This is a genomic window from Thalassospira sp., from assembly GCF_002709775.1.
GTDB lineage: Bacteria > Pseudomonadota > Alphaproteobacteria > Rhodospirillales > Thalassospiraceae > Thalassospira.
The window spans coordinates 1-17,635 of the sequence record NZ_PAQR01000057.1; the positions used below are offsets into that span (position 1 = coordinate 1).

General features: G+C 55.0%; 15 protein-coding genes. 13 read left to right on the top strand and 2 right to left on the bottom strand.

Features of this window, described 5'->3' with window-relative positions; genetic code table 11:
* The 4 genes from CMO10_RS17740 to dnaE form a co-directional block, all read left to right on the top strand.
* A partial coding sequence (locus CMO10_RS17740; protein ID WP_297024675.1) for a His/Gly/Thr/Pro-type tRNA ligase C-terminal domain-containing protein occupies positions 1 to 478 on the top strand: 478 nt, incomplete at its 5' end.
* A gap of 123 nt (positions 479 to 601) precedes the next feature.
* Positions 602 to 1,852, top strand: a complete 1,251-nt coding sequence (locus CMO10_RS17745) for a lipoprotein-releasing ABC transporter permease subunit (protein WP_297024676.1) — start codon at positions 602 to 604, stop codon at positions 1,850 to 1,852.
* Complete coding sequence (locus CMO10_RS17750) at positions 1,845 to 2,579, top strand: ABC transporter ATP-binding protein (protein WP_297024677.1); 735 nt, start codon at positions 1,845 to 1,847, stop codon at positions 2,577 to 2,579. Before CMO10_RS17745 ends, CMO10_RS17750 begins: the two co-directional genes overlap by 8 nt.
* 89 nt (positions 2,580 to 2,668) lie before the next feature.
* Positions 2,669 to 6,154, top strand: coding sequence for a DNA polymerase III subunit alpha (dnaE, locus tag CMO10_RS17755; protein ID WP_297024678.1), 3,486 nt, complete (start codon positions 2,669 to 2,671; stop codon positions 6,152 to 6,154).
* A gap of 73 nt (positions 6,155 to 6,227) precedes the next feature.
* Here the strand turns inward: dnaE and CMO10_RS17760 are convergent, their stop codons facing one another.
* Both CMO10_RS17760 and CMO10_RS17765 read right to left on the bottom strand, forming a co-directional pair.
* The gene (locus CMO10_RS17760) at positions 6,228 to 7,361 is read right to left on the bottom strand and encodes an MFS transporter (protein ID WP_297024679.1); all 1,134 of its coding nucleotides are present in this window, start codon (positions 7,359 to 7,361) and stop codon (positions 6,228 to 6,230) included.
* On the bottom strand, positions 7,358 to 7,903 hold the full coding sequence (locus tag CMO10_RS17765; RefSeq protein WP_297024680.1) for a TetR/AcrR family transcriptional regulator: 546 nt from the start codon (positions 7,901 to 7,903) through the stop codon (positions 7,358 to 7,360). The genes CMO10_RS17760 and CMO10_RS17765 overlap by 4 nt, the downstream gene beginning before the upstream one ends.
* A 275-nt stretch (positions 7,904 to 8,178) precedes the next feature.
* On the opposite strand from CMO10_RS17765, the gene rpsB reads away from it, so the two are divergent.
* From rpsB to bamA, 9 genes are all read left to right on the top strand, one after another.
* A complete protein-coding gene (rpsB, locus tag CMO10_RS17770) occupies positions 8,179 to 8,958 on the top strand; it encodes a 30S ribosomal protein S2 (protein WP_297024681.1) in 780 nt (259 codons plus the stop codon).
* Between the two features lie 86 nt (positions 8,959 to 9,044).
* Complete coding sequence (tsf, locus tag CMO10_RS17775; RefSeq protein WP_297024682.1) at positions 9,045 to 9,968, top strand: translation elongation factor Ts; 924 nt, start codon at positions 9,045 to 9,047, stop codon at positions 9,966 to 9,968.
* A 166-nt stretch (positions 9,969 to 10,134) separates the two neighbouring features.
* On the top strand, positions 10,135 to 10,866 hold the full coding sequence (gene pyrH / locus CMO10_RS17780; RefSeq protein WP_297024683.1) for a UMP kinase: 732 nt from the start codon (positions 10,135 to 10,137) through the stop codon (positions 10,864 to 10,866).
* A 2-nt stretch (positions 10,867 to 10,868) separates the two neighbouring features.
* Positions 10,869 to 11,432 carry a ribosome recycling factor gene (gene frr / locus CMO10_RS17785; protein WP_044826771.1) on the top strand — a complete coding sequence of 188 codons (564 nt, stop codon included), beginning with the start codon at positions 10,869 to 10,871 and terminating at the stop codon, positions 11,430 to 11,432.
* 2 nt (positions 11,433 to 11,434) lie between these two features.
* Complete coding sequence (locus tag CMO10_RS17790; protein ID WP_297024684.1) at positions 11,435 to 12,175, top strand: isoprenyl transferase; 741 nt, start codon at positions 11,435 to 11,437, stop codon at positions 12,173 to 12,175.
* Complete coding sequence (locus CMO10_RS17795) at positions 12,159 to 12,980, top strand: phosphatidate cytidylyltransferase (protein WP_472910368.1); 822 nt, start codon at positions 12,159 to 12,161, stop codon at positions 12,978 to 12,980. Before CMO10_RS17790 ends, CMO10_RS17795 begins: the two co-directional genes overlap by 17 nt.
* Before the next feature lie 39 nt (positions 12,981 to 13,019).
* The gene (locus CMO10_RS17800) at positions 13,020 to 14,174 is read left to right on the top strand and encodes a 1-deoxy-D-xylulose-5-phosphate reductoisomerase (RefSeq protein WP_297024686.1); all 1,155 of its coding nucleotides are present in this window, start codon (positions 13,020 to 13,022) and stop codon (positions 14,172 to 14,174) included.
* A gap of 44 nt (positions 14,175 to 14,218) precedes the next feature.
* Positions 14,219 to 15,325 carry an RIP metalloprotease RseP gene (gene rseP, locus CMO10_RS17805; protein WP_297024687.1) on the top strand — a complete coding sequence of 369 codons (1,107 nt, stop codon included), beginning with the start codon at positions 14,219 to 14,221 and terminating at the stop codon, positions 15,323 to 15,325.
* A gap of 23 nt (positions 15,326 to 15,348) precedes the next feature.
* Positions 15,349 to 17,635: outer membrane protein assembly factor BamA (gene bamA, locus CMO10_RS17810; RefSeq protein ID WP_297024688.1), on the top strand; the 2,287-nt coding region annotated here is incomplete at its 3' end.

Sequence of the window (17,635 nt, forward strand, 5' to 3'; positions counted from 1 at the left end):
CGAAGTCGGTCACATCTTCCACTTCGGCAGCAAATATTCCGAACCGATCGGAGCAACCGTCCTTGGCCCGGATGGCACCGAAGTTCCGGTTCAGATGGGTTCCTATGGTATCGGTGTGTCGCGTCTTGTCGGTGCCCTGATCGAGGCATCCCACGACGAAAACGGCATCATCTGGCCCGAAGCCGTCGCACCGTACAAGGTTGGCCTGATCAACCTGCGTACCGGTGATGATGAATGTGATGCCGCGTGCGAAGATTACTATGGCAAGCTGACCAATGCCGGGATCGAGGTCCTTTATGATGACCGCGACATCCGTGCGGGTGGCAAGTTTGCCGATATGGATCTGATCGGTCTGCCCTGGCAGATCGTCATTGGCCCCAAGGGCCTCAAGAACGGCGTTGTTGAACTCAAGAACCGCAAATCGGGTGAAAAAACCGAAGTCACCTTTGAAGCGGCTCTTAATCAGATCAACGGCTGATCTTAAAACGCATTCAAACGGGGCGGCATGTGCTGCCCCGTTGCCATTTCCGGTTTGGCTGCTAAGTCTTTATTGTCCAACCAACCCGGTTTCCTGACCCGCTTCCACAAGGATCGATTGCCCATGTTCAGTCCGTTCGAGCGTATGGTGGCCTTTCGCTACCTGCGTCCACGTCGGCAGGAAGGCTTTGTTTCCGTCATCGCCATCTTCTCGTTGCTTGGCATCATGCTGGGTGTTGCGACACTCATCATTGTCATGTCGGTAATGAATGGTTTCCGTGCGGAACTGCTTGGCCGAATACTCGGGTTGAACGGCCATATCTCTGTCTACGCACAGGGTAATGGCGGCATTGGCGATTACGCCAAAATCGAAGACGAGATTGCCAAAAACGGCAATGTGGTCCTGACCGTGCCGGTGGTCGAAGGGCAGGTGATGGCATCGAAAAACGGTCGCGCATCCGGCGCCATCGTGCGCGGCATGCGCCCCGAAGATGTCAAACAACGCGCAACCATCGCGGATAATATCGTTTTCGGATCGCTTGACGATTTCAAGGGCGAAGACACCGTGATCATGGGCGCACGTCTGGCGATGAAGCTTGGCGTGGGCGTTGGCGATACGGTCAATCTGATTTCGCCCAAGGGCAATGTAACCGCATTTGGTTCAGTGCCGCGTGTGCGTGGCTATACCGTGGCGGGCCTGTTTGATATCGGCATGTATGAATATGACAGCGGCTTTATCTTCATGCCGCTGGCAGCTGCACAGACCTATTTCCGCCTGCCGGAAAAGATCACCCATTTTGAAGTGATGCTTGAAGATATCGGTGCACTTGATGACACCATGGATGAACTGCTTGGCACGCTTTCCAGCTCACCGTTGCGTCTGGTCAATTGGCAGCAATCCAATGCCGGGTTCTTTAACGCGCTTCAGGTCGAACGCAATGTGATGTTCCTGATCCTGACCCTGATCATCTTGGTCGCAGCGTTCAACATCATTTCGGGCATGGTCATGCTGGTAAAGGACAAGGGGCGCGATATCGCGATCCTGCGCACCATGGGTGCGACCCGCCAGTCGATCATGAAGGTGTTTTTCCTTGCTGGTGCCTCCATCGGGGTGCTGGGCACGATTTCCGGCCTGATCATTGGTGTTCTGTTCTGCCTGAACATCGAAAATATCCGTCAGTTCATTCAAAGCCTGACCGGCACCGATCTGTTCAATGCCGAGATTTATTTCCTCTCGCAGCTGCCCGCTGACATGGATGTTGGCGAGGTCGTCATGGTGTGCATCATGTCGCTGACGCTGTCCTTCCTTGCCACGGTGTACCCGGCATGGCGGGCATCGCGCCTCGATCCGGTGGAGGCCCTGCGCTATGAGTGATCTGATGAAAAAGACCGCCGAAGAACGTTCGCGCAATGTCGTGCTGCGCCTTGAAAAGATCGACCGCATCTTCAATCAGGGCCCCGATCAGCTCGAAATTCTCAAATCCGTTGATCTCGAAATCCATCAGGGTGAAATCGTTGCTCTGGTCGGGCCGTCGGGTGCGGGTAAATCAACCCTGCTTCAGATTGCCGGTCTGCTTGAAAAGCCAGATAACGGTCTGGTTTCGATCGGGGGGAAGCGCAGCACGGATTTGTCTGATCTGGCACGTACCGAAATGCGCCGCAGCCATATCGGCTTTGTCTATCAGTACCATCATCTGCTGCCGGAATTTTCCGCCCTGGAAAATGTCGTCATGCCTCAAATGATCAATGGCCTCAAACGGGCCGAGGCCGAAGAACGTGGCCTTGAATTGCTGCGCTGTCTTGGTCTGGAAAATCGTGCGGAACATCGTCCGGCACGCCTGTCGGGTGGGGAGCAACAGCGTGTGGCAATTGCCCGTGCGCTGGCCAATGTGCCTGATGTCCTGTTTGCTGATGAGCCGACCGGTAACCTTGATCCGCAGACGGCCGATACCGTGTTTGGCATGTTGATGACGCTGGTGCGTGAAACCGGTCTTGCGTCGCTGATTGCGACCCATAACCCGGAACTGGCGCGTCAGATGGACCGGGTTGTGACGCTGCGTGACGGTCATTTGATCGAACTCGACCCGGCTGATCTTTCCTAAGTGATCAAAATTCTTTAAGCTGGTTTCAGCGCGTCCTTGATGGGCGCGCGAACCCTGCATTTTTCTTATCTTTCAGAGGTCTGGCTCCGATGGAAAATGGTTTCGTCCATCTTCGTGTACACACCAACTATTCGCTTGCCGAAGGTGCGATCACGACCAAGGAGCTCGCCAAACTCTGTGCCGCAGACGGCCAGCCCGCTGTTGCGATGACTGATACCGACAACATGTTTGGTGCGCTTGATTTCGCAGGCGCGCTGAGTGGTTCGGGTATTCAGCCGATTCTGGGCGTGCAGATGGGTGTGGAACGCTATGGCGACAAACCCGCCGTTGGCAAAATCGCCCGCGAACCGATGCCGGACCGCCTTGTTCTGATTGCCCAGAACAAGGAAGGCTATTTCAACCTGCTGAAAATCGTCTCGCGCGCCCACATGACGTCCGAGGCCGGCAGCGAACCCAAAGCCCTCTACGAACATATCCGCAAATATGCCGATCACATTATCTGCCTGACCGGCGGCCCGACCGGGCCGCTTGCAAGGCTGTTGGGCGAGGAACAGGTTGAAAAGGCCGAAAGTTGTCTCGCTGACCTCAAGGACATCTTTGGAAATCGCCTTTACATCGAACTCCAGCGCCACGGCGAGCCGCTTGAAGAACAGGTCGAACCGGGCCTGATCAAGCTGGCCTATGATCATGACGTGCCGCTGGTGGCGACCAATAACTGCTATTTCCCGAAAATCGACATGTACGAAGCCCATGACGTATTTATCTGCGTCGGGCAGGGGGCGGTCGTTGGTCAGGAAGAACGCTGGAAACTCACCCCGGACCATCGTTTCAAGTCGGCTGCGGAAATGCGCGACCTGTTCGCCGATATCCCGGAGGCTTGCGACAATACCCTACTGATCGCCAAGCGCTGCTCCTGGCACGTTGAAAAGATCGATCCGATCCTGCCGCCCTTTGATTGCGGCGAAGGCCGCACCGAGGTCGACGAACTCCGCCACATGTCCGAGGAAGGCCTGAAAGGCCGTCTTGAAAAGCACGTCTTTACCGACGACATGTCGGACGCGGACAAGGAAGAAATCGCCAAACCCTATTGGGAACGCCTTGAATACGAACTTGGCATCATCAATCAGATGGGCTTCCCGGGCTACTTCCTGATCGTTGCCGACTTCATCCAATGGGCGAAGGACCATGAAATTCCGGTCGGGCCGGGCCGTGGTTCGGGCGCAGGCTCGCTCGTGGCTTATGCGCTATTGATTACCGATCTTGATCCGCTGCGGTTCTCGCTTCTGTTCGAACGTTTCTTGAACCCGGAACGTGTGTCGATGCCTGACTTTGACGTCGATTTCTGTCAGGACCGGCGCGGTGAAGTCATCGAGTATGTGCAGAAGAAATACGGCCATGACCGTGTCGCGCAGATCATTACCTTTGGTAAGTTGCAGGCAAAGGCGGCCGTGCGTGACGTCGGGCGTGTTTTGTCGATCCCGTATGGTTACGTCGACAAGATCTGTAAAATGATCCCGGGCGATCCGGCCAAGCCGATCCCGCTCAAGGAAGCGATTGATATGGAGCCGGACCTGCGCCGCATCGCGCGCGAGGACCCCGACATTGATCGCTTGCTGTCCATCGCCATGCAGATTGAGGGCCTTTATCGTAACTCCTCGACCCATGCGGCGGGGGTTGTGATCGGTGACCGTGACCTTGATGAACTGGTGCCGCTATATCGCGATCCGCGATCCGACATGCCGGTAACCCAGTTCAACATGAAGTTCGTTGAAAATGCCGGTCTGGTGAAGTTCGACTTCCTGGGTCTTAAGACGCTGACGGTGATTATCGAGGCCGTCAATCTGATGCGTCTTCGCAAGGACGTGCCGCAAGACTTTGATATCGGGGAGATTCCCCTTGATGATCGCCCGGCCTTCAAACTGCTGTCAGCTGCCGAAACCGTCGGCGTGTTCCAGCTTGAATCCCAAGGCATGCAGGACGTTCTGCGCGGACTGAAGCCCGATACACTCGAAGATATTATCGCTGTCGTGGCGCTGTATCGTCCGGGCCCGATGGATAACATCCCGCATTACATTGCGCGTAAGCATGGTCAGGAAGAACCTGATTACATGCACCCGATGCTCAAGCCGATCCTCGAAGAAACCTATGGCATCATGATCTATCAGGAGCAAGTCATGCAGCTTGCCCAGATCATGGCGGGCTACTCGCTTGGTGGTGCTGACCTGTTGCGTCGTGCAATGGGTAAGAAAATCGCCGAGGAAATGGAAAAGCAGCGTGGCCTGTTTGTCGACGGTTCTGAAAAGAACGGCGTTGATCGCGGGCAGGCGTCCGACATCTTTGATCAGGTGGCAAAGTTCGCATCCTACGGCTTTAACAAATCGCACGCCGCGGCTTATGCGTTGGTCGCCTATCAGACGGCCTATCTCAAGGCGAACTATCCGGTCGAATTCATGGCCGCCCTGATGACGCTTGATATGCACAACACCGAAAAGCTCGCGGTGTTCAAGCAGGAAGTTGAGCGGCTCGAAATCGAAATCCTGCCGCCATGCGTGAACAATTCGGAAGTCGCGTTCTCGGTTGAAAACCATGATGGCGTGCGCAAGATCCGCTACGCGCTGGCCGCGGTGCGAAATGTTGGCGATGCCGCGATGGAAAGTCTTGTTGCCGAACGCGAAGCCAATGGACCGTTCAAGGACATCACCGATTTCGCATCGCGCATCGACAGCCGTGCGGTCAACAAACGCCTGCTTGAAAACCTTGTCCGCGCCGGCGCCCTTGATTGCCTGGCATCGAACCGCAAGGTCATGTTTGAACATGTCGACAAGGTCATCGCCGTTGCCCAGCGCGAAATGCACGCGCGTAACGATGATCAGATTTCGATGTTTGGCGACAGCAGTGGCTTTGGCAAGGACCAGATCCGTCTGCCCGATGATCGTGACTGGGTGCCGATGGAAAAACTGACCGAGGAATTCTCGGCCATCGGCTTCTATCTGTCCGCCCATCCACTTGATACATTCGGCAAAAGCATCCAGCGCATCGGCATTGCCCCGATTAAGGAACTGCCCGCACGCATGCGCGCTTCGAACAAGGGCACCATTCGCTTGGCCGGCACCCTGATCAATGCGCGCGAGATGATCTCGAAAAAGAACGGTTCGAAATTCGCCTTTGTCATGTTCTCGGATCCGACCGGCAGCTTCGAGGTCGCTTTCTGGGCCGAAGCATGGGCAGCCTATAAGGAAATCATCACTGCCGGACGCCCGGTATTGCTCAACGTCTCTGCTGAAATGCGCGAAGGACAGCTTCGTATTCAGGGTCAGCGCGTCGAAGACCTTGAAAAGGCCGTCGCCGGTGCTGCCGAAGGCATCCGCATTCGCCTGAACCGTCCCGATCCGGTTGCTGAAATCCGCGAGCTGCTTGAACAGGCGGGCAGGGGCAAAGGTCTCGTAAGCCTGTCATCGATGTGTGATGACGGCCGCATGGCCGAGATCGAGCTTGAAGAAAACTACAAGGTCGGCCCGTCCCTGATCGGCGCCATTGGCGCAATCCCCGGCGTGGAATTCGCCGAGGAAATTTAGGACTTTGGTCAAAGCATTATGAATATGTCAGCCCGGCACCAAATATCTTGTGCCGGGCTTTCTTGTTTGGTGATCAGGCGAGGGCGGCTTTCTGTCCGGTTCTGGCAAGACCCGCCAGCAGGCTGATAACGGCGAATGACAGCACAGCATATGTCGGCCCAAATGCATCCAGCATCACGCCAAAGACAGGCGCGCCAGCAGTCTGCCCGACAGCAATCATCAGAAAGCCAATCATCAACCCGGTTGCAGGGCGATCGGGCAGGGTATTAACGCCCCAGATCAGGTACACGCCGGTCAAAAGCACATAAGCCCCGCCAAACAGCACACCGCCAACAAATGTCGTGGCTTCGGTGGCCCCGTCAAACCCGACAGCAAGCATCCCGCCTGACATCAGGCCGAGCAGCAGCCAATGCGTGGCATTCAAGCCAAAGCGCGAAACAAGGCTGCCTGAAAACGCACCGGCAATACCCACTGATCCGATGGCAATCCAAAGGATGCCGACGTCGCTGCTTTCCCAGCCAAGTCTGATTGTCGCAAGCTTGCCACCAAATGACCAAAGCGTGGTGCTGGCAGCCCCCATCAGGAAGGCAGCGATGATCAAGCGCCAGATATTGCCATCAAACTGCGGCAAGCGCTGGCGATGACGGGGCTTGGTGTGTGTGGCCGGAAGCGTAATGGTAGCGATAATCGCCATCAAAACGGCGACACATGCAAATCCGCCAAAGGCCAAACGCCATTCACCGGTAATCAAAAGGGCGATGGGACCAGACAGGGCGACGCCTACACTGGTGCCGGCATTGATCGTTGCGTTCGTTTTGTTCTGTTGTTGTGCCTTTACCGCAGTCGCAACGGCCGCGGCCATTGGCGGGGACGCGAGGCCCGTACTTGATCCGGCGATCAAGACGGCACAGGCGAGCCAGATGGCATTTGGCGCCGTTGCAATGCCAACCATACCGAGTGCTGCGACCAGAGATGCACCAACAGCCACAAAGCGTGGGCCAATCCGTTCTGTTAAGGCGGCGGATGCGACAATCGCGATGCAATAGCCCAGAAACGAACCGCCTGAAATCACCCCGGAAAGGGTTGGTCCCAATGACAGCTGCTGGTCAATTTCGGGCAAAAACAACCCGAAGGCAAACCGTGCAAAGCCATAACAAACGGCGATAATCCCAAATCCGGTCGCACCAATGCTGATTGCCTTATTCATATGCCCGAATCTTTACGTGTCTGGGCAATCAGGAGGGTGGCGGCTTGATGCGCTGATGTGATGGCATCTGTACCGCGATAGATCGCGGCCGATGTGCTGCCCTCAATCAGGACAAGGATTTGCTCGGTCAGGAGTTCCAGGTCTGGGTGGTTTGCGCCAAGTTCCGCTTTAACGATACGCGCGATTTGTGCGTGAAAGGCGGCCTTGTGGGCCATCACGGCATCCGTGATTTCAGGTGTTTCGCCACCTGCTTCACCATAAGCGCGCAGAAAAAGGCATCCGCGTGCGCCCTCGGTTAATGTCCAGTTTTGCAGGGCCGCAAACAGATCATCGATGCTTTGAACATCTATCGCCTGCATGAAGCGTTTATCGCGCGCCGTGAGGACTGCTTGAACAAGCCCGGTTTTGCCCCCGGCATGTTTGTAAAGCGTTCGGCTCGACATATCGGCGGCCTTGGTCAGCTGATCCATGCTGGTGGACATGAAGCCGTGCTGATCAAACAGCCGCTCGGCTGATGTAAGGAGTTTGGTTTTGATGCTCATGCAGACAGGTGTAAAACGATCGTTTTACACCTGTCAAAGGTTTTTGTCCTTTGGTCGATATTTCGGTATGTTATGCGTCGTTGATTGAAAGGTGCAGAGTGCAGCGCTTTTTGGGCTTGCATTCTCTTGGCGAGGGGGCTAAAAGCCGCCTCGAACATCGCACGCGGAAGAGCGGCGACTGCCGTCATATGGCAACTCGTCCATCCGGTGTTTCATACATGGTGTATGGAATTCCCTTCCGCGGAGGTATTAACCGGAAAAAGGTAGGAATTATCATGGCTCTGCCAACCTTTACCATGCGCCAGCTCATGGAAGCTGGTGTCCACTTTGGTCACCACACCCGCCGTTGGAACCCGAAGATGAAGCCGTTCATCTTTGGTGCACGTAACGACATCCACATCCTGAACCTGCAGGAAACCGTTCCGATGCTGCATCGCGCGATGCAGGCCGTTCGTGACGTAACCGCTTCGGGTGGTCGTGTTCTCTTCGTCGGTACCAAGCGTCAGGCTTCCCCGATCATTGCAGACGCTGCAAAGCGTTGCGGCCAGTACTATGTCAACCATCGCTGGCTCGGCGGCATGCTGACCAACTGGAACACCGTTTCCAACTCGATCAAGCGCCTCAAAGAACAGGACGAGATCCTGAACGCTGGTGCAGAAGGTCTGACCAAAAAAGAAATCCTGAACCTGACCCGTTCGCGCGACAAGCTTGAGCGCGCTCTTGGCGGTATTAAGGACATGGGTGGTCTGCCGGACATCATCGTCGTGGTCGACACCAACAAAGAATCGCTTGCTATTCAGGATGCCAAGAACCTGAACATCCCGGTCGTTGCGATCCTCGACTCCAACTCTGATCCGGCAAACGTTCAGTTCCCGGTTCCGGGCAACGACGACGCGATCCGCGCAATCCAGCTGTATTGCGATCTGTTCGTTGGTTCCGTTCTTGACGGCATCCAGGAAGAAATGACTGCTTCTGGCGCAGATCTCGGCGAAGCGGAAGAAGTTCCGGCCGAAGCAGCTGCTGCTTCCGAAGCTGCAGAAGAAGCTTCCGCATAAGTTTCATTTTGTACCTGATGAAACGGCGGCTAGCATGCCGCCGTTTTGTTAGGTGTTTACTGATCGCGTAATTAGGGGCTTTAAAAATGGCTATTACCGCTGCTCTCGTTAAAGAGCTTCGCGAAACCACCGGCGCTGGCATGATGGATTGCAAAAAGGCGCTGTCCGAAACCGATGGTAACCTGGAAGCTGCTGTTGACTGGCTTCGTACCAAAGGTCTTGCTGCTGCTGCCAAGAAAGCTGGCCGTGTTGCTGCTGAAGGTCTGGTTGCAGTTGCTGTTGACGGCACCAAAGGTGCAGTTGTCGAGCTGAACTCCGAGACCGACTTCGTTTCGCGTAACGAAGACTTCCAGAAATTTGTTGGCGAAATCGCAACCCAGGCTGTTGCTGCAAACGGCGACATCGATGCGCTTAAAGCTGCTGCTTTCCCGGGTACCTCGCGTAACGTCGAAGAGCAGGTCACGCACATGATCGCCACCATCGGCGAAAACATGTCCCTGCGTCGTTCGGCTGGCCTGTCGGTCGAAAAAGGCGTTGTTGCTTCTTACGTTCACTCTGCTGTTGCTCCGGATCTGGGCAAAATCGGTGTTCTGGTTGCTCTGGAATCCGAAGCAGACGCTGGCGTTCTCGAAGGCCTTGGCAAACAGATCGCGATGCACATTGCTGCGACCAACCCGGCATCGGCAACCGTCGATGATCTTGATCCGGAACTGGTAGAGCGTGAAAAAGCCGTTCTGACCGAGCAGGCCAAAGAATCGGGCCGCCCGGCAGAAATCATCGAAAAGATGATCGAAGGTCGTATCCGTAAATATTACGAGCAGGTCGTTCTGGTTGAGCAGACCTTCGTGATTGACGGTGAAAACAAAGTCAAAAACGTGATCGAAAACGCTGCCAAAGAAGCTGGCAAGCCGATCACCCTTAAGGGCTTTGTTCGCTTCGAACTCGGTGAAGGCATCGAGCGCGAAGAAAAAGACTTTGCTGCCGAAGTTGCTGAGCAGCTGAACAAATAAAACATCTGATCGAAATGGTGCGTTTGCCACCATTTCGTGTATGATCCAGACCGGCGAGGTCGGCAGCGCATATCCGCCCTGTTACTCGCCGGTCTTTTTATATCTGAATTTTGCATTTCCCACGTTCGGGCAATGCGTTACATCGGCATTTAAGAGGCAATCCGACATGGCAGAAAACGGCCAACTGAAGTTTCGTCGCGTCCTTTTGAAGCTCTCTGGTGAGGGGCTCCTGGGCAAACAGCAATACGGTATCGATCCAGAAACGGTTGACCGGATTGCCAGCGAAATCAAAGCCGTTCATGACATGGGTGCCGAAGTTTGCATGGTGATTGGCGGCGGGAATATCTTCCGCGGTGTCAAGGGCGCCTCGCAGGGCATGGAGCGCGCAACGGCCGACTATATGGGCATGCTTGCCACCATCATGAACGCGCTTGCCGTGCAAAACGCACTTGAACGCCATGGCGTTCAGACCCGCGTTCAATCCGCGATCCCGATGTCTTCTGTTTGTGAGCCCTATGTGCGTCGTCGTGCAGTCCGTCACATGGAAAAGGGCCGCGTTGTGATCTTTGCTGCCGGCACCGGCAACCCGTTCTTCACGACCGATACCGCTGCTGCCTTGCGCGCGGTTGAAATGGGCTGTGATGCGTTGCTTAAAGGCACCCAGGTTGATGGTGTCTATACGGCCGATCCGAAAACCGATCCGACCGCAGAGCGTTATGACGCCCTGACCTATATGGAAGTTCTGTCCAAAGATTTGCGTGTCATGGACGCATCGGCTATTTCTTTGGCACGTGAAAATGATATTCCGGTTATTGTATTTTCTTTGCATAATCCGGGTGCCTTTGCAGACGTTGTTACTGCAAAGGGGACGTTTACGATTATTTCGAATGGAGACTGAACGTGTCTGACGTTGCTGGCCTAAAAAAGGACCTGTCCCGCCGCATGGAAGGGGCTGTGGAAGTATTGCACAAGGAATTCACCGGTCTGCGCACCGGGCGTGCCAGTGTAAGCCTTCTGGAACCGGTCATGGTTGAAGCTTACGGCGTTCCGACCCCGCTTAACCAGGTGGCATCGGTCAGTGTTCCAGAATCCCGTATGCTTTCGGTTCAGGTGTGGGACAAGTCGATGGTGAAATCCGTCGAAAAAGCCATCCGTGATTCGGGCCTTGGCCTGAACCCGGCGGCTGATGGCACGCTTGTCCGCGTTCCGATTCCCGCACTCAACGAAGAGCGCCGCGCAGAACTTTCCAAGGTTGCCGGCAAATATGCCGAGCAGGCCAAGATTTCTGTCCGTAACGTGCGTCGTGACGGCATGGATCAACTGAAAAAATGGGAAAAGGACGGTGACATCTCCAAGGACGAGATGCACGATCAGGAAAAAGAAGTTCAGAAGCTGACCGACAAGGTCATTGGCGAGATCGATGAAGCGCTCTCGCACAAAGAACAGGAAATCATGCAAGTCTGACGATGGCTGTTCTTTCTTCGCAAGCTCAACCTTCAGATACGCCCTGTGTGCCGCGTCATGTTGCCATCATTATGGATGGCAACGGGCGCTGGGCCCGCGGTCGTGGTCGTCCGCGTACCATGGGCCATCGTGCCGGTGTTGATGCCGTGCGTCGCACCATCGAAGCCGCGGGTGAACTCGGTATCGAGTATCTGACGCTGTATGGCTTCTCGACCGAGAACTGGAAGCGTCCAGAAAGCGAAGTCAGTGACCTGATGGGGCTTCTGCGTCTGTTCCTGAAGCGCGAACTGTCGACCTTGCACAAGAATGGCGTGAAAATTCGCATCATCGGGGACCGTTCACGCTTTGCCGATGATATCCGCGAACTTCTGGCCAAGGCCGAAGATCAGACACGCGACAACACACGCCTGAACCTGACCATCGCGCTTAGCTACGGTGCGCGTGCGGAAATCACTCAGGCTGTGCGTGAAATTGCGGCCAAGGTGGCAGCTGGGGAACTGGCTCCGGATGACATTACCGAAGACCTGATCGAACAAAATCTGTCGACGGCTGGAATTCCGGACCCGGATCTTCTGATCCGCACCAGTGGCGAACAGCGGATCAGCAACTTCCTGCTTTGGCAGTCGGCCTATACCGAGTTCGTTTTTGAAGACGTTCTGTGGCCGGACTTTGATCGCAGCAATCTGGAAAAAGCCATCGATAACTTTGCCGGGCGGGAGCGGCGTTTTGGTGCCGTCATCTGAGACCAACGATCAAAAAGATACCAATTCCGGCCTGATTCCACGCGTTCTTTCCGCGATGGTTATGGCGCCCGTAGCCGTTGCCGCCGTTTGGTTCGGTTCTCCCTATTTTGATTTGCTGCTGTTTGCCTTTTCTGCCGGGATGATGTGGGAATGGTCGCGCATGTGCGCACCCGAACACCATAACGGCATATCGGTTGTAACAGGTGTGGCTCTTGCAGTTGCCATGATGATGTATGTCACAGGGCAGGAAGAATTTATCGTCATGCCGATCGCGATCGGGGTGATCATTGCGGCGGCCCGTTCGGGCGCGAATTGGTTACTTGCCGGATTTGGCGTTCTCTATATCTCGCTTGCAGCACTCTCGGCACTTTGGCTGCGGACCCAGGATGGTGACGGCCTTCTGATTATCATGTGGCTGTTCTTCCTTGTCTGGGCCACCGACACGGGGGGCTATGCGTTTGGCAAGACCATCGGCGGGCCGAAACTTGCACCACGCTTCAGCCCCAAGAAAACATGGGCCGGTTTGATCGGCGGCATGGTCTGTGCGGGATTGATTGGCGGACTTGTGACCTATTTCAGCTCTGATGCGGTCAACTGGTCGATTGTAGTCGTCAGTATGGTTTTGGCGATTGTTGCGCAGATCGGTGATCTTGGTGAGTCCGCACTTAAACGCCGTTTCAAGGTCAAGGATAGCAGCCATCTGATCCCGGGTCATGGCGGTTTGCTTGATCGTGCGGACGGGATGTTGTCGGTATTTCCTGTGGCCTTTGCTATTATCTGTTTCGCAGGGCTTTCTCTGCGTTAAGGCGGCCAATCCTCTGGCTGCTGTCCTTACAGGTGTTTGATGACTTTGAAGAAATCCGTCAGTGTCTTTGGTGTTACCGGTTCCATCGGGACCAGCACCGTTGATGTTTTAAAATCCCACACTGACAAATATGTTGTCGAAGCTGTCACCGCCCATCGCAATGTTGATGCCCTGGCAAAGGCTGCGATTGAGCTTGATGCCAAATGCGCTGTCATTGGGGATCCGGCATTTTACGGCGACCTTAAGGATGCGCTGGCCGGGAAGGGCATTGATATTGCCGCTGGCGAAGATGCCTTGATCGAGGCGGCCGAACGCCCTTCAGACATCGTCATTGCTGCAATCGTTGGGGCAGCGGGGCTGAAGCCGACGCTTGCCGCCATTCGTAGCGGTGCACGCATCGGGCTTGCCAATAAGGAAACGCTTGTGTGTGCCGGCTCTTTGATGACGGCGGAAATCACAAAGCATGGTGCAACGCTGATCCCGGTTGATTCGGAGCACAGCGCGATTTTCCAGGTGCTTGAAGACCGCGCTGAAAACCGCATTGATCGCATTCTTCTGACGGCGTCTGGCGGTCCGTTCCGTGAACGGTCGCTCAAGGACATGCAAACAGTGACCCGTGCGCAGGCCTTGGCACACCCCAATTGGGAAATGGGCGCAAAGATCTCGATTGATTCTGCGACCATGATGAACAAGGGGCTTGAGCTGATCGAAGCCTGGCATCTTTTCCCGGTGGCTGAAGAACAGATTGAAATTGTGGTGCATCCTCAATCAGTTGTTCACAGTATGGTGGAATATTCCGACGGTTCGGTTCTTGCGCAGCTGGGAACGCCTGATATGCGCACCCCGATTGCTTATGCACTTTCATGGCCGGATCGGATCAAGGTGGATACACCGCGTCTTGATTTTGCCACGATCGGAAGCTTGAACTTCGAGACGCCGGATACGGATCGTTTCCCGGCACTTCGTCTGGCACGTCAGGCCTTGCAGGAAGGGGGGACCCTGCCTACTGTTCTGAACGCTGCCAATGAAGTCGCGGTTGAGGCGTTTCTCAAAGACAGAATCGGCTTTTTGGATATCGCCGGGACTGTCGAAAAGATCATGACAAGGCTTGGAAGCGACGCGCTGACCAGCCTTGATCAGGTATTTGAAACAGATGCGATGGTGCGCCGGGAAACTGCGGCGTGCCTTGCATAGACTTGGATTGAAATTGCTGGTGCGACCGGCTTAGGGAATTCTTGATGGAAACCTTGCTTGCTTTTCTTTTTGTGCTCTCGGTGCTCGTGTTCGTTCACGAATATGGCCACTACTGGGTGGCCATCAAAAACGACGTAAAGGTCGAAGCCTTTTCAATCGGTTTCGGACCGGAGCTCTTCGGCTGGCAGGATAAAAAGGGCACGCGCTGGAAGGTCAGCATCATCCCGCTGGGTGGCTACGTCAAAATGTTTGGCGATATGAACCCGGCCAGTGCGGGCGGTCGCGATGACCTTGATGAAGAAGAAGCAAAGCATGCCTTCCATCACAAAGGTGTCGCTGCCCGTGCGGCAATCGTTTTTGCCGGCCCCTTGGCCAACTTCATCTTTGCAATCATCGTCTTTACCTTCCTGTTTGCTGCGGTTGGACAACAGCGTGCACTGCCGGTTGTTGGCGAAGTTCTTGATGACAGCCCGGCTGCGATGGCGGGTTTTGTTGCCGATGACGAAATTTCGGCAATCAATGGCCAACCGGTCGAATGGTTCTCCGAGCTCTCTGACATTGTGCGCACCAATCCGGGGCAGCCGCTTTCTGTCACCGTGCAGCGTGACGGTCAGGCCATTGATCTTGCTGTGACACCCGAAGCTGTCGAAGTCGACGAGGGCGGTGTGACCGCAACCGTTGGCCGCTTGGGCATTACGGCGGGCGACTTTGAAATGAGCCGCACCGGCGTTGTTGAGTCGGTCGGTCGCGCGTTCGAGACCACCTATTCTCTGACCGCACAGACATTCTCAGCCCTTGGTGAAATGATCAGTGGTGACCGTGACAGTTCCGAGCTTGGCGGCCCGATCCGGATTGCGCAGATGTCGGGGCAGGTGGCCGAAGGCGGTATTGCGCCGCTTCTGTTCTTTATGGGCTATCTCTCCATCAGCCTTGGGTTGATCAACCTGATGCCTGTTCCGGTTCTGGATGGTGGCCATCTTGTGTTCTACGCGATTGAGGCAATTCGCGGTAAGCCATTGGGGGCAAAAGCACAAGAATATGGTTTCCGTATTGGCGCGGGTTTGGTATTCAGCTTAATAATTTTTGCAACGTGGAACGATTTGACGCAATTGGGTGTCTTTAGTTTCCTCAAAGGACTTGCTGGCGGATGAGTGACAGCAACAGGGGGGTTAACTTGCTGCGTAAGGTAAAAGCGGCCGTTGTGATTACGGCCCTGCTTGGCGGAACGGCGCCATTGTTTGTTCCTGTGGCAGTGCATGCCCAATCGGGTCTGATTCGCGACATCGAAGTCGAAGGCAATAACCGTATCGAAAGTGCGACGGTCAATGCCTACCTGACGGTTGCTCCCGGCGATTCCTATGACGTGCAGAAAATCAACAACTCGCTGAAGGCGCTGTTCTCTACCGGCCTTTTTGCTGACGTTTCATTCTCCTTTAATCAGGGAATTCTTCGGGTCAACGTCGTTGAAAACCCGATCATCAACCGGATTGCCTTTGAAGGTAACCAGCGCCTTGATGACGACACCCTCGGGGCTGAACTGCAATTGCGTCCGCGTGTGGTGTATACCCGCACGAAGGTTCAGGCCGACGTTCAGCGTGTTCTCGAGCTTTATCGCCGCAGCGGCCGCTTTGCGGCGACTGTTGAGCCCAAGGTCATCCAGCTTGATCAGAACCGTGTTGATCTGGCGTTCGAGATTGACGAAGGCGACGCGACCGGTATCCGCAAGATCAACTTCGTTGGCAACAAGGCGTTTGATGATGGCGAACTTTCCGACGTCATCCGGACGACCGAGAGCGCGTGGTGGAAAATCCTGACGGCTGATGATAACTATGACCCGGACCGCGTGACCTTTGACCGCGAATTGCTGCGCCGCTTTTACCTCGCGGCTGGCTACGCCGATTTCCAGGTTCTGTCTTCTGTCGCTGAACTCACCCCGGATCGTTCCGACTTCTTCGTGACCTACACGGTCAGCGAAGGGCAGCGCTATCAGTTCGGTGAAATCAATGTCGTCTCGCAGATCGACAAGATTGATCCGGAAAGCCTGATGCCGCTTATCGAGATCGAAAGCGGTGAATGGTACAATGCCAACTTGGTAGACGATGCCGTTGATGCCCTGACCGACAGTGTCGGGGATCAAGGCTATGCCTTCATCGATATCCGTCCGAACGTTCAGCGTAACCGTGAAGCCGGCACGATTGATATCACGTTTAATATCGCCGAAGGACCGAAGGTCTATGTCGAGCGCATCAACGTTGTTGGCAACGTCCGTACCTTGGATGAAGTGATCCGTCGTGAGTTCCGTCTGGTCGAAGGCGATGCCTTTAGCAGCTCCAAGATGCAGCGTTCCAAGCAACGCATCGAGAACCTGAACTTCTTCAAATCCGTCGATGTCAAAACCCTGCCAGGTGCGTCACCCGACCAGACCGTGATTGAAGTCGATGTCGAAGAAAAATCGACTGGTGAATTCTCGATTGGTGCCGGTTATGGAACGGATGACGGTGCCTTTGGTCAGCTCGGCATTCGCGAACGTAACCTGTTGGGTAAAGGCCAGGATTTACGCCTGAACTTTACGCTTGGTTCTTCTGATCAGCAGATTGATCTTTCCTTTACAGAGCCCTATTTCCTTGATCGAGAAATTGCTGCCGGTTTTGATGTCTACCGTCGCGAGGAAGACAATCAGGACGAAAGCTCTTACGACGAGGAGCAAACCGGTGGTCGTCTGCGCGCCGGGTTCCGCTATAGTGAAGAACTTTCGCACTCATTCCGGTATACGCTTGAGCAAAACAGCTACTCGGATATTGATGAGGATGACGCATCTCGCCTCCTGTTGGCAGAAGACACCGAGTTTGTTGAATCTGCTATCGGTCATACCCTGACGTATGACGAACGCGACAGCACGATTTCGCCGACAGAAGGCTATTTTGCGCGATTGTCGAATGATCTGGCTGGTCTTGGTGGCGACGAATCCTATCTGCGCACACGTGTAGAGGGCGGATACTATTATCCCTTGGACCGAGAACACGAATGGATTCTGTCTACGCGTGGGTCCACCGGTTACATATTTGGTATCGGCGAAGATACGCGCATCTCGCAGCGTTTTATGGTTGGTGGTTCGAACCTGCGCGGTTTTGAAGCGGCGGGCGTTGGTCCGCGTGATATTGAGACCGGGGATGCGTTGGGTTCCAAAATGTACTACACAGGTACAGTTCAGATGGACTTCCCGCTTGGGACGCCCGAAGAGTTTGCCTTGACCGGTCGTGTCTTTACAGACTTTGGCTCGGGGCAGGACGTTGATGGTGCCCGCCCGGGCGAAATCTACGATACCGGAACGCTGCGTAGCTCGGTCGGTTTCGGTGTCGGTTGGGAATCGCCGTTTGGCCCGATTGGTGTTGATATCTCTCAGGCCATCACAAAAGAAGATCACGACAAAGAGGAAATGTTCCGACTTAACTTCGGAACCA